Annotated in this window: 13 protein-coding genes, 1 tRNA gene and 2 rRNA genes (1 of these 16 cut by a window edge); 12 read left to right on the forward strand and 4 right to left on the reverse strand. The window is 40.4% G+C overall.

The genetic code is table 11. The features are described 5' to 3' along the window. Both ACRWQN_RS05820 and rrf read left to right on the forward strand, forming a co-directional pair. Window positions 1–1,018 (forward strand): 23S ribosomal RNA (locus ACRWQN_RS05820); it begins 1,886 nt to the left of the window's first position. A gap of 145 nt (window positions 1,019–1,163) precedes the next feature. After that, window positions 1,164–1,279, forward strand: a 5S ribosomal RNA gene (gene rrf, locus ACRWQN_RS05825). A gap of 89 nt (window positions 1,280–1,368) precedes the next feature. Here rrf and ACRWQN_RS05830 read toward each other — a convergent pair. Beyond that, a protein-coding gene (locus ACRWQN_RS05830) for an IS630 family transposase (protein ID WP_434940101.1) occupies window positions 1,369–2,395 on the reverse strand; the annotation gives its coding sequence in 2 pieces (ribosomal slippage) (window positions 1,369–1,938 and window positions 1,940–2,395; 1,026 coding nt in all). Window positions 2,396–2,980: 585 nt separating this feature from the next. Between ACRWQN_RS05830 and dmeF the strand changes: the two genes are divergently transcribed. Continuing rightward, window positions 2,981–3,994 carry a CDF family Co(II)/Ni(II) efflux transporter DmeF gene (gene dmeF / locus ACRWQN_RS05835; protein ID WP_434940102.1) on the forward strand — a complete coding sequence of 338 codons (1,014 nt, stop codon included), beginning with the start codon at window positions 2,981–2,983 and terminating at the stop codon, window positions 3,992–3,994. A 118-nt stretch (window positions 3,995–4,112) separates the two neighbouring features. Continuing rightward, window positions 4,113–4,189, forward strand: a tRNA-Trp gene (locus ACRWQN_RS05840). A 148-nt stretch (window positions 4,190–4,337) separates the two neighbouring features. On the opposite strand, the gene ACRWQN_RS05845 is transcribed toward ACRWQN_RS05840, so the two are convergent. Beyond that, window positions 4,338–4,544 carry a hypothetical protein gene (locus ACRWQN_RS05845; protein ID WP_434940104.1) on the reverse strand — a complete coding sequence of 69 codons (207 nt, stop codon included), beginning with the start codon at window positions 4,542–4,544 and terminating at the stop codon, window positions 4,338–4,340. Between the two features lie 513 nt (window positions 4,545–5,057). Here ACRWQN_RS05845 and ACRWQN_RS05850 point away from each other — a divergent pair. The 5 genes from ACRWQN_RS05850 (at window position 5,058) to ACRWQN_RS05870 (ending at window position 16,468) form a co-directional block, all read left to right on the forward strand. Continuing rightward, the gene (locus tag ACRWQN_RS05850; protein ID WP_434940107.1) at window positions 5,058–5,954 is read left to right on the forward strand and encodes a CLCA_X family protein; all 897 of its coding nucleotides are present in this window, start codon (window positions 5,058–5,060) and stop codon (window positions 5,952–5,954) included. 593 nt (window positions 5,955–6,547) lie between these two features. Then, window positions 6,548–9,436 (forward strand): TonB-dependent receptor domain-containing protein, encoded by a 2,889-nt coding sequence (locus ACRWQN_RS05855; protein WP_434940109.1) that lies wholly within the window; start codon window positions 6,548–6,550, stop codon window positions 9,434–9,436. Between the two features lie 192 nt (window positions 9,437–9,628). Beyond that, a complete protein-coding gene (locus ACRWQN_RS05860; protein ID WP_434940113.1) occupies window positions 9,629–10,849 on the forward strand; it encodes a Kelch repeat-containing protein in 1,221 nt (406 codons plus the stop codon). A 482-nt stretch (window positions 10,850–11,331) separates the two neighbouring features. Continuing rightward, on the forward strand, window positions 11,332–14,169 hold the full coding sequence (locus ACRWQN_RS05865; RefSeq protein WP_434940115.1) for an exo-alpha-sialidase: 2,838 nt from the start codon (window positions 11,332–11,334) through the stop codon (window positions 14,167–14,169). A gap of 211 nt (window positions 14,170–14,380) precedes the next feature. Continuing rightward, a complete protein-coding gene (locus ACRWQN_RS05870) occupies window positions 14,381–16,468 on the forward strand; it encodes an EAL domain-containing protein (protein ID WP_434940117.1) in 2,088 nt (695 codons plus the stop codon). Between the two features lie 322 nt (window positions 16,469–16,790). On the opposite strand, the gene ACRWQN_RS05875 is transcribed toward ACRWQN_RS05870, so the two are convergent. After that, window positions 16,791–17,753: a DUF4862 family protein gene (locus ACRWQN_RS05875; RefSeq protein WP_434940118.1), complete on the reverse strand. Its 963-nt coding sequence runs from the start codon at window positions 17,751–17,753 to the stop codon at window positions 16,791–16,793. Between the two features lie 534 nt (window positions 17,754–18,287). Here ACRWQN_RS05875 and nagA point away from each other — a divergent pair. The 3 genes from nagA to ACRWQN_RS05890 all read left to right on the forward strand — a co-directional run bounded on the left by nagA (window position 18,288) and on the right by ACRWQN_RS05890 (window position 22,110). Beyond that, on the forward strand, window positions 18,288–19,424 hold the full coding sequence (gene nagA / locus ACRWQN_RS05880; protein ID WP_434940120.1) for an N-acetylglucosamine-6-phosphate deacetylase: 1,137 nt from the start codon (window positions 18,288–18,290) through the stop codon (window positions 19,422–19,424). 16 nt (window positions 19,425–19,440) lie between these two features. Continuing rightward, on the forward strand, window positions 19,441–20,349 hold the full coding sequence (locus ACRWQN_RS05885) for a dihydrodipicolinate synthase family protein (protein ID WP_434940123.1): 909 nt from the start codon (window positions 19,441–19,443) through the stop codon (window positions 20,347–20,349). A gap of 435 nt (window positions 20,350–20,784) precedes the next feature. After that, window positions 20,785–22,110, forward strand: coding sequence for an IS4 family transposase (locus ACRWQN_RS05890; protein WP_434940125.1), 1,326 nt, complete (start codon window positions 20,785–20,787; stop codon window positions 22,108–22,110). Window positions 22,111–22,206: 96 nt separating this feature from the next. Here ACRWQN_RS05890 and ACRWQN_RS05895 read toward each other — a convergent pair whose 3' ends face one another. Continuing rightward, window positions 22,207–25,485, reverse strand: a complete 3,279-nt coding sequence (locus ACRWQN_RS05895) for an ImpA family metalloprotease (protein ID WP_434940127.1) — start codon at window positions 25,483–25,485, stop codon at window positions 22,207–22,209. Window positions 25,486–25,603 lie beyond the last annotated feature (118 nt).

Genomic DNA, 25,603 nt, shown 5'->3' on the forward strand with positions numbered 1-25,603 from the left:
GAAGCCCCGGTAAACGGCGGCCGTAACTATAACGGTCCTAAGGTAGCGAAATTCCTTGTCGGGTAAGTTCCGACCTGCACGAATGGCGTAATGATGGCCACGCTGTCTCCAGCCGAGACTCAGTGAAGTTGAAATTGCGGTGAAGATGCCGTATACCCGCGGCTAGACGGAAAGACCCCGTGAACCTTTACTATAGCTTGGCACTGAACATTGAACCTACATGTGTAGGATAGGTGGGAGACTTTGAAGCTTCGTCTGCTAGATGGAGTGGAGTCAATCTTGAAATACCACCCTTGTAGTTTTGATGTTCTAACTCTGGCCCCTTATCGGGGTTGAGGACAGTGCCTGGTGGGTAGTTTGACTGGGGCGGTCTCCTCCCAAAGAGTAACGGAGGAGCACGAAGGTTGGCTAAGTACGGTCGGACATCGTACGGTTAGTGCAATGGCATAAGCCAGCTTAACTGCGAGACATACACGCCGAGCAGGTACGAAAGTAGGTCATAGTGATCCGGTGGTTCTGAATGGAAGGGCCATCGCTCAACGGATAAAAGGTACTCCGGGGATAACAGGCTGATACCGCCCAAGAGTTCATATCGACGGCGGTGTTTGGCACCTCGATGTCGGCTCATCACATCCTGGGGCTGAAGTCGGTCCCAAGGGTATGGCTGTTCGCCATTTAAAGTGGTACGCGAGCTGGGTTCAGAACGCCGTGAGACAGTTCGGTCCCTATCTGCCGTGGGCGTTGGATGATTGAGGGGAGCTGCTCCTAGTACGAGAGGACCGGAGTGGACGAACCGCTGGTGTTCGGGTTGTCATGCCAATGGCATTGCCCGGTAGCTACGTTCGGAATCGATAACCGCTGAAAGCATCTAAGCGGGAAGCGAGCCCCAAGATGAGTCATCCCTAGAGCTTTAAGCTCTCTAAAGGGCCGTAGGAGACTACTACGTTGATAGGCAAGGTGTGTAAGCGTTGTGAGGCGTTGAGCTAACTTGTACTAATGACCCGTGAGGCTTAACCATACAACCCAGATGGGTTTTACTGATACGACTTAGTATTAGAATGGGACACTTAAATAGTGTGACGAGACTCAAACTCAGATAATGTAATCAGCTTTCCGAATTATTATTTAATGCTAGTTAAATGGCGTTAGATAAACCAAATTTGTCTGGAAACCATAGAGCTGTGGCACCACCTGATCCCATTCCGAACTCAGAAGTGAAACACAGTATCGCCGATGGTAGTGTGGGGTCTCCCCATGTGAGAGTAGGTCATTTCCAGGCGCCTAATAAAACAGCAAGGCCACTCTAATTGAGTGGCCTTTTTGTTTTGTATGGAACACTATTCTTAAGCATAATACCATTTACATTAATTAATTGGTCAGTTTTGTCCACCGTCTAGAACATAGTAGAATCACCCTTTCCGGCTCTGCAATAAATCGATTCCATGCAATGGAACACTGCTCAACAATATCGTCATATCCACTAAAGCAACGATTGGCGAGTTCATTCTGACGAAGCCATTGCCACACTTGTTCTATAGGGTTGAGTTCTGGCGAATAGGGCGGAAGCTTAAGGATACTAAGGTTATCAAAGTCCTCTGTCAGCACCTGTTGATGCCAACCTGCGCCATCCATGATGACCAAAGCATGGCGACTCGATTCGGTAGCCTCTGAAATTAATTTTAAATGCTCCCACATATATTCACTATTGGCATGCGGGGCAATAATAGCCTCTGTCGCACCCGTTGCCGGACACACCGCGCCATATAAATACGCTGATTCAAACTGTTGTTGCCTTACCGCTCGTGGTCGGGTTCCTTTCGTTGCCCAAATGCGGGTCGTTGTATTTTGCTGACCAAATCTGGCTTCATCTTGAAACCAAACATCAATGCGATCTAACGCCACATGACCAGGGGTGTTAAGGATCGTTGACAGCTGGAAGTTTTTTAAAAGCGTCCTGAATATCTTGAGATTGCTTTGGGTGACGAGAGCGGGTCGTTATCCATGACAATCCTAATTGATGCAGTAATCTGTAGATATTTGCCTGTTTAAAGGTCACGCCAAATTCAGACTGAATAAAAAGACTGACATCTCTTGCCATCAATCTTCCGCCACTCTCAGACAAGCTTTGACGTTGTACAAATTCTTTCAGATTTACCAGTTGTTTCGCCGATAATTGAGCGGGTCGACCTGGATTATGTTTATCATCTAGGCCGCTAATGCCATGAGTTAAATAATGAGTAACCCATGCATTTACACTGGTTCTACTGACCTTCAACATGTTGGCTATAGCAGAACGAGAATGACCTTCGGTAAAATGAAGTAAGGCGAGATAACGCATACGTTTACGTGCGCTTTTCTCAGATTTAACTAATGCTGCAAGATTGAGATTATTCATCGATACTGAAATAAGGAAATGACAACTAATTAGATCACATATTTAATGTAAATGGTATAAGTCATACAATTTACATTAGACATAGTGTGGCCGATATGCCCATGTGAGAGTAGGTCATTTCCAGGCGCCAAATTTACTCGAAAGAGTAGTGATAAGCCCGTTACTAACGTAACGGGCTTTTTTACGTTTGAGAGTTGAGCATGTCATTTGAGCATAGTATTAGTGTGGCCGATATGCCCATGTGAGAGTAGTTCATTTCCAGGTGCATAATTTACCCGAAAGAGTAGTGATAAGCCCGTTACTTACGTAACGGGCTCATTTATGTCTGTAATTAGCTAAGTTAAATAATACTGGTAAGGATTGAATAGTAATCTTGTGTCAGGCCAACCATAAATTAATATCTTCACATATCTACCTACAAATTTTAATTTTTGGCTTATGAGATTATCAATACTGTATCTTTTAATAGATCTGCTGAGATTATTTATAGTAAAACTCATATATTTGAAGCTTACTACTTGTTGAATAAGGGAAAGCTGGTTATAACAGAGTTACATTCCAATTATCGTTATAGCATTTTATTTTATGTCATCACATTCAACTATCAAATGGTCTCAAGCCAATAACTTTCAGCATCATAATTTTGATGGCGAGAAAAACACTCGTTATGTATTGTATTTAACTCTTGTAACAATGCTTGTGGAGATTATAGCTGGCACCGTATATGGTTCAATGGCTTTACTTGCTGATGGCTGGCACATGGGAACCCACGCAGCGGCTTTTATGATTACATTGTTTGCTTATCGTTATGCTCGTAAGCACGCTAATTCACCACAGTTCACATTTGGTACTGGCAAAGTTGGAGTGTTAGGAGGATTTACAAGTGCAATAGCGTTAGGTCTTGTAGCAGTTGTGATGTTAATCGAGTCAGTCTCGAGACTATTTAATCCCCATGCTATTCAGTTTGAACAAGCTATTCTTGTGGCTATTATTGGATTAACAGTCAATGTTATTAGTGTTTTTTTATTAAAAGATCATCATACTCACGACCATCACGACCATCACGACCATCACGACCATCACGACCATCACGACCATCACGACCATCACGACCATCACGACCATCACGACCATCACGACCATCACGACCATCATGAACACAAAGATCACAATCTGACTGCAGCCTATATGCATGTACTTGCTGATGCGTTGACTTCTGTATTAGCTATCGTCGCATTGCTATTCGGTAAATATATGGGTTGGAGTTGGTTAGACCCTGTTATGGGAATAGTAGGCGCTCTGATTATTTCTAAATGGGCCTTTGGGTTGATAAAACATACCAGTCCATTATTGTTAGATGATAACCAAGCAAGCCCTTTACAAGCGGATATAAAGGCTTTTCTACAACAAGATAACAAACATATTGTAGATTTGCGTTTAATGCGTGTTAACTCTGCTGACTTTGCGCTAATTGCATCAATTGTTGTTCACGAGGATATTGAAAGCTTAAGCTTAAAGTCACAGCTAAGTGAGCGTTTTAGCCAATTAAAACACATCACCCTTGAAGTACATCGCTGTGATTTAACCGAGTGTGGATAAATTTTCAAATAATTTAGCTAATACAAGCTAACTTGTCTGAAAATGCTCCAGTTAGGCGTTTTTGTTGAAAAAGTGCTTTACCTTTTACAGTGGTTTTAGCATAATGCCACTCGTCAACAGGGGTGTAGTTCCAATTGGTAGAACAGCGGTCTCCAAAACCGATGGTTGCGAGTTCGAGTCTTGCCACCCCTGCCAAATAAAACAACGGCTTGCATAGAAATATGCGAGCCGTTTTATTTTTTGTAGAAAAAATGTAGAAAAAGCAAGTTTCAAACCTGTATTTTTATTCACTTCGCTTTACTTCCAATCGTCGGCACCACACTGACTTTACGTTCATATGTTTTCACTTGGCCATTGTCATGTGACCTGAATATTGTTGCTCTTCTGCTAGCGTCCTATCAAAGTCAGAGATCCGTTTTGCTTTAATATCATGAACAGTAAATATGCGTTCAATGCTTACGTATTCTTGTTCCATTTTTAACATTGGACGTTTCCACGCGCTGCGTAACCCTTCTTGTGAGAATTTCCCACCCTTATTCTTGTTGATCACATAAATGCTTGCAACACCTTTGTGTAGCAACTTAGATTCATTGATAACTTCAGCCAGTCTTTTCGACCACGCTTTGAATTGTCTTTCGTCTGTTTTCCCTTGCTGAATATAAATACCGTCATCAGTGATTTGTGACCTGGTAAGCTGAACGACGTCACCTTGCCTTGCTGAATATAGATAGCTTATCTTTCAGGCAATCGCTAGGCGAGTTTCAGCACATGCCAATAGGGCATTGTATTCTGTGTCGGTTATGTATCTGTTACGAGTTTTAAGCTTAAACTTTTTAACTCCTTTTACCCTGGTAAGCGTAGCTTGTCTTTATTCAAGGTATTACTGGAGCTTGGTATCGATTAACCATTACAAAGTCCTTAAAAAACTCCCCAAAGCGCTGTGTTGAGTTTCTCTTATTATGAGCACATAAAGCGTTACTTCTGAGCCTATATTTTACATGCTATGCTTGAGCGGTATCTTTCTTGGCTTATAAGCTTGGTTAAATTTCCTAAGAGGGCTCATTTGGCTTCACATCATTCATTATTAAACCACCACCGACATTTTGAACGAGTTGGTCCTGACTACCGTAATGGTGATTCGGTGAGCTTTTTAGACATTAAACACACCTTTGGTTTAAACCATATTAGAGTAGGTAAATGGGTCAACCGTACAGAGTCTGCATTAGCGGCTAACTTGATATTTGATTCTTTAGCTGATTTAGCCAATATACTACGAGTACCACCAGAACTTATTGGTTTACGCGGGAGTTTACGTTTCGCTTTTGGCCATGGCGGTCAAAAAGGTGTTCAGGCACATTATTCGCCCGCCTATCGTGAACTGGCTTTAGCTAAAAATGCGGGAGCAGGTGCACTCGCTCACGAATTTTGGCATGCGTTTGATCACTACATAGCAGACAAAATGTTTATCGATGAGCGGCTATTAGACCCATACTCTTCAGGCGCCTCTTCATCTAGGGCACGCTCTGGTAGCAGTATAATTAACCCATTCTCGTGTGCCAGCGACCTTTGGCTAGCCGATAAACCTTTAGTCGTGCATCCGCTTAATCAGCAACTTTCTAAGTTGTTTGAAATCACTTTTTTAACCAATATCAGCCCTGATCCCCAAACCACTTTACCCCATGATTATGTTCGACGCTCAATTACATTAGACAAACTGCAAAATAGCCAATATTTTTCCAAGCCAACAGAAATGATGGCGCGGGCATTTGAGGCAAGCATTGAAATGTATTCCCAAACCCATGCTGAAATTTCCAATCCATACTTGGTGAATAGCACGATTAACTCACCATTAGCTAAGCATGGCGCTTATCCGGATCCACAGCATTGTGCTGATATTTATCAAGCATTAATGGCTTACTTTGAACCACTTGGAATCGCGTTCGATAAACAGAGTGGTTAATCAACAAGGATGGCTTGTAGACACTTGGGGTGAGTCTAAGACTTTGATGTGGAGCTAATAACATTGTATTTAGGTAACAAGAATAATATTAGGTTAATCATCGTACAAATGCATCATTGTTTTCCCATGTTTACTTGCTTAATTTCCCTCCCAAGATTGATTTAATTACCCATAAATGACTAACGGCGGCTTATTTGTGTGTATGAACGTCAAGTCATGACATGCTCATTTTTAGTGGTTTAAGCTGATGATTAACTCTAAGAGACACGGCTATTTTGTGGCACATTGAAGATGTATATTAATCAACAGATATGATTAGGCCTATATGTAAAATATTGTATTAATGTATTTATTCCTGTTCATCCTATTCGTAATCGATTGTTTGTCTCGTGGGGTCAACATACTTAATCATGACTTCTATGTAAATATTGTGTTGTCTTTGTTTGTTTTATGTTGATAGATGTATACTGGTATGATAGGTTGACTGTATAATATTTGGTGCACGGATATTATACATTTAATCATTAGTGGTAGTTAAGACAGAAAATATGAACTCAGTTATACATTAAAATTAAAACTCAAAGAGGGAAGTCATGGATATCAATCAAAGAAGATTTTGTCGCACAGCATTATCAATATGCATTGCTGCTTTACTTAGTCCAGCTGTCATGGCTGCTGAAGAAGTTAAAGAAAACGTCGAACGCATAGCGGTAACGGGTTCTAACATATTTAAAGGCAGTGCTAACGTTTCATCATCTGCGCCGATTACTGAAATTAGTAAAGAAAGTATTGAAGGTGTTGCGTCAATTTCAATTGGTGATGTATTAAGCAGAATTCCATCGGTAACTGCGGCGATTAATGGCTCAAGCGATAACGTCTCTCTGGGTGGTGCAGGCAGTAACGTAGGTGTCTCTACCACATCATTGCGTAATTTAGGTTCTGCACGTACTTTAGTTTTAGTTAATGGGCGTCGCTATGTATCGGGTGTGTCTGCCAATACAGGCTATGGTGTTGATTTAAATTCTATTCCAACTGCTATTATTGAGCGTGTTGATGTATTAACCGGTGGTCAATCAGCTATTTATGGTTCTGATGCGATTGCTGGTGTGATTAATATTATCACTAAAAAGAATTTTGAAGGTGCAGAGTTTAATGCCTTTGCAGCAGACTCTTCTGAAGGTGGGGCAGAAAGACAAAATATCGATTTCACCTATGGAAAAAACTTTGATACCGGCAATGCATGGGTCTCTGCGGGCTACGCTAACCAAGATGTTTTAAATTCATCTGATAGAGATTTTTCAAAATATGAAATGAGATTCGTTGATACCAATGGTGATGGTATAAGAGATTCAATCGCTAGACGTGATGGTCCTGGCCATGTTGATGGCGGCTCTTTAGGTTATGGCGATTTAAAAATCTTTGGAAATGGTGATCCATTTAATACCAATCAACCTTTACTTGACGCTAACTATCAGCCTATCGGAGAGTCAGATTGGGATAATCAACATGCTAATCGTACCTTAGTTACCCCTTACCAGCGTTTCAATATTGCCTCGGGTGTGACTTTCGATATTTCTGAAAAATCCACTTTCGAGCTAGAGTTAAACTATGCACAAACTCAAGCTAGAGTTGATTTAGAAGAGGCTCCAATTGATGTTGTGAACAATATTTTCCGAAGAGGTGACGGTGGTACTACAGGTATTGATGTAGCCACAAGCCCATATTTTGTCGGTAGTAGTGCAGGGCAACAACTGCTAGCCGTTATGGGGGGCAATACTTCTCTTGATGGTGTCTCGACAAATAGACGTACCTTTGAATTTGGTAATCGCTTAACTGAGAATCAACGTGACACGTTTCGAGTTGCAGGTAGCTATACCTATTATTTAGATAATGGCATGGATTGGCAAACTGGTGCGACTTACGGCATAACCTCACAGCAGCAACAAAATAGCGGTGACTTCAGTATTCCTAATATGCAACAAGCAGTAACTATTGAAGAAGATGGTAATGGTGGTTATCAATGTGCTGATGCCATTGCAAGAATTTATGGTTGTTTACCGGTTAACCCATTTGGTACCACAGACAGCTTAGCGGGCCAAGCGGGTATTGTAGGGTTTTCTGAAGAGGCGATGAAATATCTTGCCGTTAGTACGGGGCAAACCGCTAAAGTTGAACAGTTTGTCGCTAACAGTGTCGTTTCAGGTGAATTAGATTTTGCGGTTGGTGAAGATAATGTTGGCTTTGCTGCGGGTGTTGAATATCGAAAAGAATCAGCCGTTGAAAATCCTGATAGTTTCCGTCAGTTAGGTATTACTCGCGAAGGTCCAGTTCAGCCTATCGATGGCAGCTTTGATGTTGCTGAAGTCTTTGGTGAGCTATACGTTCCTGTAGTTGATTGGCTTAATGTTAGCCTTGCTGCACGAATCGGAAATTATTCTACTATTGGTACCACATCCACTTACCGTTTAGGTATCGATGCACCTATTCACGATATGTTCCGTGTCCGTGCTAGCCAATCAAGTTCAGTTCGTGCTCCTAATATTAACGATATTTTCTCTACCGGAACGACCAGTGTTGCTAACCCAACTATAGATGTCTGTAATGGTGCTAGCAATACTGGTACTTCTAATACTGATGTGAACTGTTCCTCTATTGCAGCCATTTCAGATCGCATGGATACAGATGCTAACGGCCAGTATATCTTAGTGGGTTCAGAGACGAATAATACCCTAGTATCACAAAGTGGTTCACCGGATTTAAAAGCAGAAACCGCGGACTCATTAACCTTAGGTTTTGTGGTGACACCGTTAGATAATTTATCTGTTTCATTAGATTATTACGCTATCGAAATTGAAGACGGTATTACAACCATTACTCCCGATATTATGGTTAAACGTTGTTATGATGCTGATCCATCAACATTTGACGCAACCTGTGGTGGCAAAGTGTCTCGTGATGTTAATGACGGTCCAATATTGAATATTTATTCGACGTCAATAAATGCTGATACTATTTCAACCAGTGGCGTTGATCTGGAAGTAGCTTATTTCCTCGATAACTTCAATTTGAACTTTATTGCTAACTATCTAGGAGAATATGAAATTGATACTCCTACAGGTAAAATCGATAATTTAGGTAGAACATTATTCCCAGAGTTTCGTTATACAGTGAATGCTTCATATGACATTACAGAAGATTTTAATCTTTTTGCCCAGATGACATATCGCGCTGAAACTCAAGGTGTTCTTGGAGAAACGACTTTGTCTGACGACCTCAACACAATGGATGCTGTTTATTATGTTGATGTAAGAGCAAGCTACCAAGTTAACGATGCGGTAAATGTATATATTGGTTCAAATAACTTGCTTGACCAGCAACCTGATATTCAAGCGACCAGTGCCGCAGTTGGCACTAATACATCACCTCAAGCTTATGATGTTATTGGGCGCCAATTATTTGCTGGTGTTAAAGTTAAATTCTAAACAAATAGGTGGGCGCACTATAAAGAGTACGTAGTGGCCTAAAGGCCATCGAGGATTATGGCTCATCATCCTCGATGGCTGCTCATTCAGGCAGTTAAGCTTTGTTAAAACCTAATCATTACAGATTAGGTTTTAATTTTTACTGTTATAGCCATTAAAATTTTTGATTTTATGATAACTAAGGAGCGGGCATTGAAGCTTGTTGATCATATTTTATTATTACCGCTAATAATAAGCTTATTTGCTAACGCTAACGCTAACGCTAACGTGCTACAAGCTGTCGGAGACCTATCTGAACAAGATTACCTTTCGTTAACCAAAAAACCACAAATTTCATGGCAACAAATCGGCCAGTTACCTGCGCCGCAAGGGTATACAGAGTCTATCGGTATTTCAGGGGCTTATAGTGCTTTTATAGGTGACTATCTTATTGTGGCTGGGGGAGCGAACTTCCCCAATGGTCATCCATTTTTTGATCAAGGAGCAAAAATTTTTTACTCAGATATTTTCGTTTTTGATGTCAATGATGGGAAACTTAATAAGATCGCCCATGGTCACTTACCCATGAAATCCGGTCATGGTGCCACTGTGGTGGTGGGTAATAGCCTTTATTTAATCGGCGGTAAAAATAATCAACAGGCGTTTGATTCAATCATTAAACTGACGTTAGACAAGACTCAGAAACCTATTGTTGAAGTTATAGGCCGCTTACCTTTCACTTGGTCATCAGGTGGTGCAGCATGGCAAAGTGATGCCTTATATCTCTTCGCGGGTAAGCAAAATGACCAAGTGAGTAATCAAGTCTGTAAGTATTCTTTTATCACTGCAAAGTGCATTGATGCTAGCACTACGCCGCCTATTCCTGGGTTAATGCGATCTGACTTTCCCGCGATACACCATCATAATCATTTTTATGTTTTTGGCGGTTTGAATTTATCGGCAGGAAAAGATCATTATGTATTAACCGATGCTTATGTTTTTGATTTTAAAAAATTGAGATGGAAAATATTAGCCCCCATCACCCTTGATAAAAAACCATTTTCTGTCGTTGGTGGTGGTGTTGCATTGCTTGAAAATGGTCAGTTAGTATTACTTGGTGGTGTTAATCGAGAGATTTTTAATAATGCGATTTTGCAATTAACCACACTTAAAGGGAATGATTTAAGGGCGTTTAACCAAGACTATTTTAGCTTAAGTGAAGCTGATATTAACTTTAGTCGCCACCAAGTAACCTATAATATTGCTAATGACTCATGGGATGTATTATCTGATGATGTGCCATTTTGGGGCGGGGCAGGGCCGTTAACCATTAGCCAAAATGGTCATCGTCTATATTGGATTTCAGGAGAAATAAAACCAGTTATTCGCAGTCCTAATGTTTATTTAGGCCTGTTGAGTCAAACTACTCAATAGTTTAAGTAAATTTTTTTAGCAGGACTTTGGGTATAAAGTACCAGGGACTCTTTTCATTAAGTGTCTATATTGTAGAGCGACTCGCCCCTGGTGCATATTATCGCCTTTTTTAAGTTATTCATTATAAAATAGAGTGAGTTAATCTGCCGTGCACTCTTTTCCTACCTTGTAATACATTACCTTCCTACTATCTGACTCTATTTTTTAGTCTCTCATTCAATTTTTAAATTGAATGCCTCCTCAATTTATTCTCCTTCTGAAAATATGAATAGCAAATTATATGTGTTGTACCGTTGTGCTGTTATACCAAAAAATGCTTGTGTGTTTTTTGTTCTCATGCTTTTGTAGGGTGATGGTATGACAGGTTGGTGTGTAATAAGTTGTGATGTGATGTGCCCACTATTTATACAGAAAACGCGGCTGGCAGAAGTATGTAGATTCAGCATTAGTAAAATAACTCTTATAAAAAGGTTACATTAATTATGATAAAAATAATTAAACTATTTTTGGTATTTATCAGTGTATATAGTTTTATATGCACTGATGTTTATGCAGACAATATTGTCGCAAAATTCGATGCGAGTAACTCAGTAAGTCCAATATCTCAAGGGTGGAGTGATTTTACTAATGCTCAGGCAGTTGGCTCAACAGAGCAAGACTTAGGCGCAACAGTTTGGAAGGCCGATGGTACGTCAGGAAGATCACAGTGGAACATAGTCCCAAATACACAACAAAACGCAGATGCGAACGCCAAAGGTTGGAAAATGACATGGACGAGTCGGCTTGATTCGGGCGGTTATATTACTGATTATTACTCAAATGGTGCATTACGGTTTTTACCTATTCTAAGTATTAATGCAAGTGGTGATTTAATCGTATCACTTGTGGGCGGCGGCACTCATATCTTAGTCAGCAATTCAGGTTCAGCTGCTTATCATGACTATGCTGTTGAATACGATGCGACTAAACAATTAGCCACCTTTAGTTTTGATGGTGTTGTCATTGAATCAGCTTGGGCTGGTGAGAGCAGCAGTCAGAATATGATTGCCTGGGGTAATGGGTCTTCAAATATTAATGGTATTGCTTATTACAAAAGTGTTGCCTTTACTATTAAGGCTAGTGCTTTACCCCGCAAAGCTAACATTGTTGCCCAATGGGACACCTCAGAGTTAATTTTCGATGGTGCAACTCAGTTTTTAGCTATTGAGGCCGACTTACCCTCAGTGAAAATGTTAACTCAAGGAAGTATCTATACTCAATTTAAAGCAACAGGGACTACAACGACTATCTTCAGTGCTTCAAATACCGCAGAGGGTTCTAGTGAGTTTGCACTTTTAATCAATAGTGATGGTACTTTACGTATCCATGCTCGTGAGAATGGTGTGTTTGTTAATGATGCAAAAACCACCACCACCTACAATAATAATCAAGACCATAAAGCCTTGATTATGGTTAATGCAAATGGCACAAAAATATATGTTGATGGGGTCCTTCAATTTTCAGACAGTACGAGTCATTTTATAAGCTCAGTAACCGAGTTAGATACGATGAGTATTGGGCGTAACTTCGATAATACAGGTGGTCAGTGGTATTTTAGTGGTTCTGTATACGAGACTCGTATTTACGATGACGTATTTACTGCGAAACAAGCTGAAACTTTAACCAGTTTATCCAATGTTGTAGCAGTGTTTGATGCGAGTATTGACACTAATCCAACCGCTGTGGGTTGGACAAATGACTCTGCTGGATCAGGTACTGGTTCGTTAGTTACCGACCAAAACCAAACCGCCTGGAAGGCTAATGGTACTAATGGGCGTGCTGAATGGGAGATTTTGCCAAGCTTACAAGTTAATAATGATGCGAGCACCCTAGGCTGGAAAATGACTACAACAAGCCGCATAGTGTCAGGTAGTGCTATATCTGACTATTATGCCAATGGTTCACAACGTTTTTTAGCTTTATTAAGCATTAATGCTAATGGTGATTTAATTGCAAATCTTGAAGGTGGTGGCAACCATACTTTGGTCCCTGCAACCGGTGCTCAGCAATATCATACTTATGAAATTGCCTATGATGTAGCCACTGCATTAGCGAGTTTTAGTTTTGATGGCACTCTGATTGAGGAGTGGGCAGGTTCAGCCAGTAATCAAAATGTCATTGTTTGGGGAAATGGTTCTTCTGGTACTAATGGTATTGCTAATTACCGATATGTCAGTTTCGAAACGTTTGGTCGTGGTCCCGAAATATTTGAAAGTGTTGTTTTTCAAGGTGGCCAAGAAGGGAATGATGGGATGAGTCATTACCGTATACCTTCGATGGTGCAATCTGGTGATGGTTCATTACTTGCTTTTATTGAAGGTCGCCCTAGTGGCGGTGACCCAGGACAAATTGGTCAAATTAATATCTCGATGAAACGCTCAATAGACAAAGGCCGTACTTGGTTACCGGTACAAATTATTGATCAAAACCCCTCTTATGACTATTCAGACCCTAGGCCTTTTATTGATAAAGCGACTAATACGGTTTATGTATTTTATGTTCAGTGGCCAGATCTATGCGCTCAAAATGGTAATTGTGTTGGACCCAACGATGCTAATTATATCTTCTATCGCACAAGTCGCGATAACGGTGTGACTTGGAATGAACCTATTGATGTTACTGCGCAAATTAAAGATCATACTTGGCGCTCAATTAATCCAGGTCCAGGTCAAGGCATTCAATTACAGTGGCAAACCGCTGCTCAAGGAAACCATAATAGTCGATTAATTTTTCCTGCAATTGTGCGTGCAGGAAACAGTAATTTTTATGTGGCGACAGTATTTAGTGACGATAGCGGTGCAACTTGGCAAAAAGGCAGTTTCACGCCAGTTTCTGGACCTACCGAAGCTGATATGGTTGAGCTAAGCGATGGTACGTTACTGTTGAGTGCCCGAAATGATGGCGGTGCAGCAGGTACGCGTTATCACTTTTTAAGTCATGATGCTGGAGTCACTTGGGTGCAAACATCTCATGATCTTGTTGTATCTAAAGTTGATATTGGTCTCACTCGATATTCAGCGGTGCGTTCAGGTGACATTGAAGATCGCATTCTTGTCTCAGCACCTATGGGGACCTCTTCAGGTCCGAATCGCAATAATCTGGCTATATGGTCAAGCTTGGATGAAGGTGTAACTTTTGGTGTGCCGTACCAATTGGTCTATGGCGTGAGTGCATATTCCGATATTGTTAGTTTACATGATGGATCAATAGGTATTATTTATGAGGCTACAGGCAGTACCTTATTGAAGTTTATTAATGTTGAACTTGAACAAATTAAATAAATCTTATCGATAACGCATGAGAGATGAAGAAGGTGTTTAGTCATCCAATTACTGAACACCTTTTTTTATATTTTGATCTGACAATGAAGCAAAGTGATCATGTCAACGCCGTGATCAAAAGTGATAAGGTAAACTTTATTAGGGCTTATAGATGTTAAAATGATGATTGGGGTCTATTATAAAACAAAGGACTTCTCGGATTTATTTTAGTATGAAATCAACCAAGCTTAGCACTGTGCCGCCTCACCAATATGTTCTCAATGATTCGCTTCACCAATTGTTTGACGCCGTAAACATTGTTTCGGTGCAAGGATACGATGAAGAGCGGCGGGTGATCTATTGGAATGTGGGCAGTGAGTTACTTTATGGTTACAGTAAAGAACAAGCATTAGGACAAAAGCTAGAAGATCTCATTATTCCTCCCTCTATGCGTGAGTTAGTGATTACTGCGCATCATAATTGGATAACACAAGGCATAGAAATCCCTGCATCAGAAATTACCTTACGCCATCAAAATGGCAGTGATGTCAGTGTGTTTTCAAGCCATGTACTGTTTATTAACCAATATAATAAAAAACAAATGTACTGTCTTGATGTTAATTTAGCCGATGTTAAGCATGCTCAATCCCAGGCTGAATTTAAAGATCATATGCTGAAGACGATCATTGAGGCCTTACCTGATTTATTTTTCTTGATGGAAATTGACGGGACTATTATTGATTACCATGGGGCAGAACAAAAAAATCTCTTCGTTGCCCCCAGCCAGTTTATCGGCAAACGTATGACAGATCTTTTACCTGATGAGGCTGTGAGTAAGTTTGAAGCTCATATAGATAAAGTATTACATCAGCACGGAATGACTACCTTTGAATATGAGCTAAATATGCCCCATGGATTAGTTTATTTTGAGGCAAGATTGAGCTATCTAGCTTCATATAATCAAATTGTGGCAATTGTTCGTGATATTAGTGAGCAATATAAATCAGCTGAAATCATCCGTAAACAGGCATATTTTGATGCCTTAACCTCATTACCCAATCGTTTCTTAGCACTGGACCGTTTATCACAAATGCTGCTTGAGTCTGAGAGAAATGATGAGCAAACAGCGGTACTTTTTCTTGATTTAGATGATTTCAAAAAAGTGAATGACTCATTAGGACATGAAGTCGGTGATAAAGTGTTAATCGAGTCAGCCAATAGATTAAAGCAAACTCTGCGAGAGGCCGATATTGTCGGTCGTTTAGGCGGTGATGAGTTTATCGTGTTATTGCGTGGTATCAAAGAGCAGCATGATGCGTTAGTTATTACTGACAATTTGCTCAAAGCCTTTAGAGCACCCTTTATCATAGATGGTAGGGAGTTAATGCTGACGGTCAGTATTGGCGTTGCCATTTACCCTGAAAATGGCCTCTGTGCCTCTGATTTGCTGCGTAATGCCGATACAGCCATGTATCGAGCCAAAGATTTAGGACGTAATACTAGTTCGTTTTTCTCTAAAGAAATGAATGCCATGATGATCCGCCGCTTTAAAATTGAAGAACAAATGCATGGCGCATTGGAGCGTAATGAATTTGAATTATATTACCAACCCCAATTTGATGTTAAAAAAAGACAGATTACCGGTGCAGAAGCACTGTTGCGTTGGCACAATTCAACACTGGGTAATGTCACTCCTGATGAATTTATCCCTATTGCTGAACATACCGGCTTGATTGTACCAATTGGGCGATTTGTACTGAAACAAGCGCTGCACTTTTTACATCAATGGCAAAATATTTATCAACAAAAATATACTATGGCAGTTAATTTGTCTCCGCGTCAATTTAGGGATGCAGAGCTGCTGAGTGTAATCACAAATGCGATTATTGATGCTAATGTAAGCGCCGAAGATTTGGAACTTGAAATTACTGAAGGCGTGTTAATGATTGGCCAATCACAAGTTCATGATGCTTTGGTTAAAATTAATGCGTTGGGCATAAAATTATCAATGGATGATTTTGGTACAGGTTATTCATCTTTAAGTTATTTAAGGCAATATGACTTTGATGTATTAAAAATTGACCGTAGCTTTATTAATGGCATACCGTTAAATAAAGCCGATTGTGAATTAGTTAATGCCATTATATCAATGGCGCATAGTTTAGGGCTGACAGTGGTTGCCGAAGGTGTTGAAACACTTGAACAACTAACATTGTTAGATAAATTAGGCTGTGATTTAGTACAGGGCTATTATTTTAGTAAACCTATACCTGCAAAGCTATTCCTCGATTTTGCTGCCAATTATAATCTAAAAAAATAGCGATAAGCACTACTTCGTATGTTGATATAACGCCGTTCTATTTACGTCAAGATGTAAAAGTTCATCTACTTCCCGAAGCTATTTTTGAGGCTTAAAATATCAAATCTTTTGAAAAAACGATAATAACAATTGTTGTAAATAAGCCATTTAAATACATCGCTAACACTGAAATTTCAGCACCTTGCTCACTAATTGCTAATAAGTAAATACGATGAATTTACCAAAAACCTAATACGATTCAATGAAGCTGCTGTATATTGCCCAAGTTTTAAGCCACTCTTTATAGCGTTAGACGCTCAGGTAATAATGACAATCACTAAAGTTAGATTACCACTTTATCTAGCAAAGTGATTAAGCTTTTAATGTAGGAAACACGTTCGGTAACGCTAGCTTTATTAGGGCTTATTGATATTTTTCCGCCGATAAAATCAAGCTGATTATAATGACATTGCTGTAACGATAGTTCGATTTGTTCTAAGGTTAAACAAGATCCTTGGGCAAAACTTGGAATATTAAACGCTTGTGCTGGTGGCATATGGGTATCTTTCCATTGGCCATATGGCCCCTCAAGCCCTGAGGCACCAGAAAATATAATTCCTTTTAATAAACCGCTATTATAGGCCTGCTTAATATGCTGCAATGGCCCAGCAGAGCTGCGGGTTTCTATCGCTGAACGTCCCCAATTTATACTAATACCAATGTCACTGTTGAGCTTGCTATTAACATGCTTAATAGCGGTAATTTCATCTTCTAGTAACATAAAGCCTTTTTCGGCTTCTTGTCCTGCAATGTGCGCATCACAATGTTCAATCACTAATTTTGCCCCATCCCAATCCCAAGACTGCATGGTTTCAAGAGATGCTTGCAATGCTTCAATAGATGAGTGCGTGGCAGGGCTAATTTTCGGCGAGGTGTGTATTTTTATAAAGCTGACAGCCTGTCTATCTAAGTAGTTATTTAGTTCTAATATGGCTTGTTGTGCTAGTTGATAAAAAGACAGTGCCGACAGTCTGCCTTCTTCTTTTGTTGAGGCTATACCAAAGTGAGGATTTTTAGCGAGACTGCTCATTACCCCAGGGATAGAAGTGAAGATAAACTGCCAGTTTTTATCGATATTTTTGAGAAACCACTCATCGTCATATGGATGCAGTCGCCCAACAAAGGGATGCTCAATACCACTAATCTTATTCAGTGACTTGAGCTGTTGGTAATACTGAGTTTCTAATTCTTGCTGCCATTGCTCGGTAGAGGGAGCGGTGGCGTATGCGCCAATAATATATTTCATTTAATCTCCGCCAGATAATAGGACGCTAATAAAAAGTAAGCATGCTGTTATACCATTATACCTTTGTGGTTGCAATCTAACTTGACTGATTTTTATTAGGATAGATTTAGCCTTTAGGTTATAGATGTTAAAACTCAGTTTTTTCAATACACCTCATTTTGAATCGTTTACCAAGTAGGCATTGATTAAATAATAAAAAGATATTAATTATTTATAATCAGTTTGTTAGCTAATTTTTTCACCTTGGGTCTATCTAATTATATATTTTCACTTTGACAATAATATCTCATCAGGTATATTGGTATAACAGGTTGATAGTATACCTGTTGTAATTATTGATTTAATTATATAAGCCTTGGTTGCTGTCTGCCAATGAGTTATTTCACAATTACGTCAGTTTGAGCAGTTGTTTACTTTTTTCGATGCTGTTTATTTGTCCAGCGGAGAATAAGGTTCTTCAGGTTAATGCTATTTTTATAATTGATTTTAATAAGTATTTTCTTTTTAATTTTAAAGGAACCCAACAGAGACATTATGATCACCACCATAATTGCACAACAAATGTTTGATGGTAAAAACATCATAAAAAACCAAGCGATAAGCTTTGATGAACAAAAGGTGCTTGCTTTTGATTCGGTAAAAGGGGCTAAGGAAATTAAAGTACCAGGCTTGCTGACTGCTGGTTTTATTGATGTTCAAGTAAATGGTGGCGGGGGATATTTATTTAACCATGACCCAAATTTAATGGCCCTTAACGCTATGGTGTTAGCGCATAGCCGCTTTGGTTCTACGGGATTGCTACCGACATTAATCACCAGTGGCATTGAAACAATCACAAGTGCAGCGAACGTTATAGCCTCTGCAATAAAGCAGCAGGTAGCCGGTATTGTCGGAGTCCATTTTGAGGGGCCACATATTAGTGTACCCAACAAAGGTATACATAGTAGTGAGTATATTAGGCCGCTAACCGAGTCGGAAATGGACATTTATTGTCGAGATGATCTTGGTGTGAAAATTGTCACTCTTGCACCCGAAAATGTCACTGCCGCGCAAATAAAACGATTAACTGAACACAAGGTAAAAGTATGTTTAGGTCACTCGAATGCAAGCTTTGCCGTGACGCAAGCAGCATTAGCTGCTGGTGCAGTGGGCTTTACTCATTTATTCAATGCGATGTCTGCGCTGACCTCCCGAGAACCTAATATGGTAGGGGCTGCATTGCTTGATGAACACAGTTGGTGCGGCTTGATTCTTGACGGTCATCATGTTCACCCTGCTACGGCTAAGTTGGCCACTCGCGCCAAAAAAATTGGCAAAATGATGCTGGTGACAGACTCAATGTCAACGATAGGTAGTAGCCAGGAAACATTAGAATTTGATGGTCATAAAATACAGTTAGCAAACGGTAAGCTCACCAGTCAAACAGGCCAATTAGCCGGTTCTGCCTTAGATATGATCACTGCGGTAAACAATGCACGGCGAATGCTTGATGTCTCATTAGAAGAGGCGCTGAGAATGGCAAGTCAATATCCCGCAGATTTCCTTGGTCTTAATACATCAACACCTCAGCTAGCGATCAATGCTAATGCTGATTTTACATTGCTTAACACAACTAATAACTCTGATCTACATGTTAGCCAGACATGGATTGGCGGCAAACAAATATATTAATTTACAGAGGTTTACAATGCAAAAACTTACCGGATTAATTTCCGCCCCCCATACACCTTTTGATCAACATGGTCAGGTAAATCTTGGGGTTATTGATCAAATAGCCGCTTTGCTTATCAAACAAGGAGTCGAAGGCGTTTATATCTGTGGCACAACTGGTGAAGGGCTCAATTGTTCTGTGGCTGAACGTAAAGCTGTGGCTGAACGCTGGGTTACAGCGGCCAAGGGTAAACTCAGTATTACGGTGCACACTGGTGCGCTGTCTATTGTTGATACGCTTGAATTAACTAAGCATGCTAATTCTTTGGATGTCTTTGCAACCTCTGTTATAGCCCCTTGTTTCTTTAAACCGGGTTCTGTAGATGATCTAGTGACTTACTGTGCAACCGTGGCCGCAGCAGCGCCAAACAAAGGGTTTTACTATTATCACTCTGGTATGTCAGGGGTGATGTTTGATATGGAACAATTTCTTATTAAAGCGGATGACGTCATCCCAAATCTAGCCGGTATTAAATTCAATCATGGCGATTTGTATGAATTCCAACGTTGTACTCGAGTTTGTGGTGGAAAATTTGATATTCCATTTGGTGTAGATGAATTTCTTCCTGGGGGATTGGCTGTTGGTGCGATTGGCGCAGTGGGAAGTACTTATAACTATGCTGCACCGCTTTATTTAGACATCATAGCGGCATTTAACAAAGGCGATCAAGTAACAGTCGCCGCACTGATGGATAAGGTTATCGGCATTATCCGTCCGCTTGTAGAATACGGCGGGGTTGCAGCTGGTAAAGCCGCTATGTTGCTTCATGGCATTGACGTTGGGGACCCTCGTCTGCCTATTCGCTCATTGTCAGTAAAAGAAAAAGCCGATGTGGTCGCTAAAATGAAAAGTGCTGGCTTTATGAGTCATATAAAAAATGATTAGTTATAGTGGCTTAGCTGCGTAAATTAATGGCTTGTCAGCTGGCACATTCAGTATGTGATCAAGTACCAGAAAGCTGTTAACTATTTTATCATTCATATCAGTCCTTACGCCGAAGGTTAAATTAACCGATAATATAGACAACCATCACTAAATTGGTGATGGTTTTTTTTGCTTAAAAATTAACGATACTTCCTTGTGAGGTAAGTTTTGTTATGAACATTTTAGAGGGAGGGTCATGAACATAAGGGTGAAATATCACATAGTGAGTCGCATTAATTCATTTAGCTGGGCATTTATTTACTATTGCCGATAATGATAAACACTAAAAAGCAAAACTCAGCATATGCTTAACACCGATCAGTTAAGAAACTGATCGGTTGACAGCAAAAATGATCCTACGAAAATGGCTCCTTCTTTTGAACGGAGTCATTTTTTATGTTGTCTAACTGGCTTATTGATACTGAATTACTTGTCGCCCCCGAAGAACTATCTATCTTTCAAAAAGAATTGCCGTTGGAATGGATTGAACAAGCTTTGGAGCTAACCAACAAAGCAAGTATTAGGCGCAGAAAACTTCCAGCAGAATTAGTCGTTTGGCTCATCGTTGGAATTGGCCTCTACCGAAATCGTTCCATCGCTGAAGTCGTCTCCAAGCTCGACTTAACGTTAGTTGATAAGTTGGGAGAAACCGTTGCACCAAGTGCTATCCCGCAAGCCAGACAGCGACTGACAGCCGCTCCCCTTAAAGCCCTTTTTGATATCACTTCTAAACACTGGTGTCATAGGGAAGACAGCCAAGATACATGGCATGGTCTTCAGTTATTTTCTGTTGATGGAACGACATTTCGATGTGCAGAAAATACCGAGAATTCAGAGCATTTTGGCTATATCAGTAATCAGCATAGGAAGCAGTCCGTATACCCAGTAGCCCGCTTATGCGCACTCATGTCATTACGAAGTCGTATGATAAGAAATGTAAAATTTGGTCCGTGTAGTAAAGGGGAAATTAGTTATGCTCGAGAGCTAATTGGATCAGTTCCAGCTAATTCTCTCACTATTTTTGATAGTGGTTACTTTAGTGCAGATCTTATGACAAGTTGGTGGGGAGCCAACCAGAATAGTCATTGGCTTACACCACTCAAAAGTAATACACGCTTTGAAGTCATCGAGCAATACGCTGACAACGATTATCTAGTTGAGATGCCAGTATCACCACAAGCGAGAAAAAAGAACCCAGAGCTACCTGAAAAGTGGCATGCGAGACTAGTGACCTATCAAGAAAAATCCCAGGGCAATCATATTACAGGTGTGCTGAGTTCATTAACCAATAGAAGCAAATACTCCTCTCAAGATGTATTAGATGTCTATTTCGAACGCTGGGAGATAGAAAATGGCTATGGAGAAATCAAGCAATATCAACTTGATGAGAGTATTTTATTAAGAAGTCAGACAGTTGAAGGCATTTATCAGGAGATTTGGGGATTACTGATAGCGTACAACTTGATCCGAGTTGAAATAAGCAAAATCGCTAAAGAGGCTGAAGTGTCACCATTACGGATTAGCTTTGTAATGGCGATGCGCTATATACAGGATGAGTTGATGTGGTGTGCAATTGCTTCGCCAGGAACAATCCCTAAAAAGCTCAAAGCAATGAGGGAAAACGTTAAGCAATTTATCTTGCCCAAAAAACGAAAACGGCCCAAAAGTAGGACCGTTCGAATTAACAAAACCCGCTATCCAGTTAAGAGAAGAAACTCTTAACTGAATGGTGTTAAGCATATGCTGAGCTTTGCCTTAGTTAATATTTAGCGTCCTTGCTCGGTGACCATAACCGTGAAATTGAGGTCAAATAACCTGTTAAAGTGTTGGCCAGACTTGATTACCATCAACTGGTAATGCACTTTGAACTAAGGTTGAACAGTAACCTGTGCCGCTAGAGGTATAGAATACTTGCGGTAGCATTTTATAACCTTTAGCTGCTACTTGTGCCTGTGCTTTAGCACTTAATGCAAAGCCGTACATAGCAAACCAATCAGTTAGATTTAGCTGAGTTATTTCAGATAAAGAGATAAACAAGCGTTCATTTTGGCTCATTGCCGAAAATTCAGTTCGACTGTAATCATCAAATCCCAACGCTATTTTTCCGCTAGCCCAGCTTGCCTCTGTGTCATCTAAACGCCACATTTCTCTGTCCCAAATATGCATTCTGGGATACAAGTTCCAACCGTTTATCAGCGTGCCTTCGGCTTGTGCCGCCATCATTAATTGGATATACAGCACATGATGTGCAGACCACCCCTTATCAAGATTGGCTTGCATATAAGCCGTCGCATCTGTGGCACGCTTACTTTCCTGTAAGGTTGTAAACATCGCTTCAAAAGGTAGTCCCTGACAACTAGCAGGCTCGCCGGTTTCATCTTCATAAACAGATTTAGAAAAGTAGGAGTAGAAGTTAGTGTTTGAATGACCGCCATATCCTTCAAAGCGCATGCTACCTCGTTCAATGCCATGGCCTAATTCGTGTAAATCACCATGTCCGGTGGGGCTAAAGGCCCATCCTGCATCATATGGGTTACCACTACAGCCCCAACCACAGGTTGGTTGGTCTGCATTCATGTGCTTAACTATGTCGATAGTGTCGACCGAAAGACCACGATCGTTTACAAAATCATGAATTTCAGCAACTACATCTATGCCCGGACCTTGAAAGCCCGCCAATATATTCACCATATTATGGGTGTAGCGATAAGTGGCATGAGCAAAATCAGAGGCAAGTGGCCAAATACTGCCTGATAATGACGAACGTAATCGGGTCAGTTTAGAGTGTACTTCAAAGCCTTCAGTGGCAATTTCAGCCCAATCGTAATCACCTTGCTCCATTTTCTCGGCAAAAATAATGTCATCTGCAGGTGTTCGCCAATGTGGATGGCGACCAATATTGGTAAAGCTAAAATTAACTTCAATATCTTTTTGAGAAAAACCGATTTGAATTGGACCACCGTAACTAGAGGTAAAACGAATGGTTTCTCCTGGGGTAATATCAATCCAATTAGATTGTAAAAAATAAGGACGATTATAACTATTTTCATTGAATATATGCGTAGCACTGCTTCGCAGGCTATTGATGAAAATTTGGGTGTTCACGCTATTACTATCGTTGCGAGTGACGGTAAATGTTTGCCCTGGTAGAGCATAGACACCGGCTGAGCGAAATGCAGGCTTAGACATTAATACTACTTGAGCACTTTCTGGGGTGATATGAGTGAAATTAGAGCGACTAAAGTTCCCCATGTCTGGCTGAACAGGATTGATATCACGGGTATTATAAATAGCGTAATCAGCATATAAAGATTTAAAAAAATCTACTTTATCAGTGGTTAACTTATCCATCGGATAGCTCACCGTTTGACGATAGTGGTCTGCAAGTAAAATAAACAGTTTGTTTAAGCGGTAATCTGTACTGTTAAAAATATTGATTTTTTGACTATTAAGATTGTTAAATAGGGCGCTAATTGCATTCGCACCATCAAAAAATTCGCTCTGAGCATTAGACTCAGCAGGACAACTTCGAGTGCTGCAGCCAGTTAAATCAACATTAAATGACTTATTTTTAAAATTGCTCAGCAGTGCTTTTATACTTGCAATATCACTTGGCAGACTACCCCATAAAGTAGATGGGTCAAATGCAGACAAATGCAGTTTCCACCAATAGTTATCATGGCCGTGGGTAATATTTAATACCTTTAGTAGCGCTTTGCCGTGATCATTAATCCCACCATCGTGCTGAATATAGATCACCGGTATGTTTTGTGCCAATGCACTTTCAACACTCTGAATTATTGATGCTTTATCATCACCATCACGTGTTATAAGTGAAATAATAATGACATCTGGCTTGTTAGCAATACAGGTAGCAAGGTTAATACCGTCACAGGTGCCCTCAAGGTTATAGCTAACATTGTTGACGTTATTATCCAACCAAGCGCGGGTTTGACTGCGATCTTTAAACCAATAACTTTCATCAAGTTGTGCTAAAACAACATTAAATTGACTGAGTGAAGCGGTATCTTTTTGGGTTAACCAATCAAAACTATTATGTAAAAACTGCTCCATCTGAGCATTTTTATTGTTTCTAAATGGGTTGCCCCCAAAGGCGAGGTAGCGCCCTGAATCCAAAGTTTTACTACCAGCAATGGCAATAGGAAGTACTCGGTCTTGTCCATCGACTTGATGTGAACTTGTGGTATTAAGGACGGTATCATTAAAAGGATATTGACCATACAAAATAGCCGCGTCATGGCTTGGGTCCCAGTCAATGGCGTTCAGTTTGTTATCAATAGAATCAAGGTTGAAAAGTTGCCGCTTTATGTCATTAAAACGGTTTGTATGGGAATCAATTTCTGCCAAGGCTGCGGCTAATATGACATCGCTGTCTTTTACCAGCAAAGCATTACCGCTTGCGATTGCAAGGGCTAACCAACTTTCTTCTACTTGCAGGGTAAAAACCGGCGTGCTTTGGGCAATGCCATCATCTAAGGTAATTGAGATAGGGGTTATACCTAGATTATCTATATTCGGTGTGCCAGATAACTGTCCAGTGGTTTTATCGAGTGTTAGCCAGTCGGGTAAGCTTGGTGCACTATAGCTCACAATGCTATTTTCTTCACCTTGATAGGCTAAGGTAAACTCGAATAATTCATCAGCTCGTGCTTGAGCTGAAAGGGTCGTTAATGTAGGGGCTATGGGGGCATTAACCACAGTGATGGCGAAACTCAGTGATGCAGTAAGTTTACCGTCTGAAACAGTTAATTGAATATTATTGTGTATGCCAACATCGGTCAGTTGTGGTGTACCTGTCAATTGCCCTGTTGTGTTATTGAGCGTTAACCAATTAGGCAGATTAGTGGTGCTAAAGGTTAATGTGTCATCCTGGTTTTCATCTGATGCGACAGGTGTAAAACTATAGAATTGCGCCACAGTCGCTTCCCCCGGAGCACCTGAAATAACAGGCGCGCTGTTTTGAACTATGGGGATCTCGCTAGTACTTGTGTCGTCACCCCCACCACCACAACCGGTAATACTTAGTAAAAAAATAAGCCAAAGATAATGTCTTGCAGGATAGTTAAAAGTAAACATGTAGTAATCCATCTAATTGTTTGTATGCATTATTTTAGTGAGAAGTATATCATTACAGTACGCTCGACTGAATATTCCGTAGTATCCCGAATAGACTAAATGTGAATAATTTTTTAAG

The sequence above is a fragment of the Shewanella sp. HL-SH8 genome, assembly GCF_051165765.1.
Classification (GTDB): Bacteria; Pseudomonadota; Gammaproteobacteria; order Enterobacterales; family Shewanellaceae; genus Shewanella; species Shewanella glacialimarina.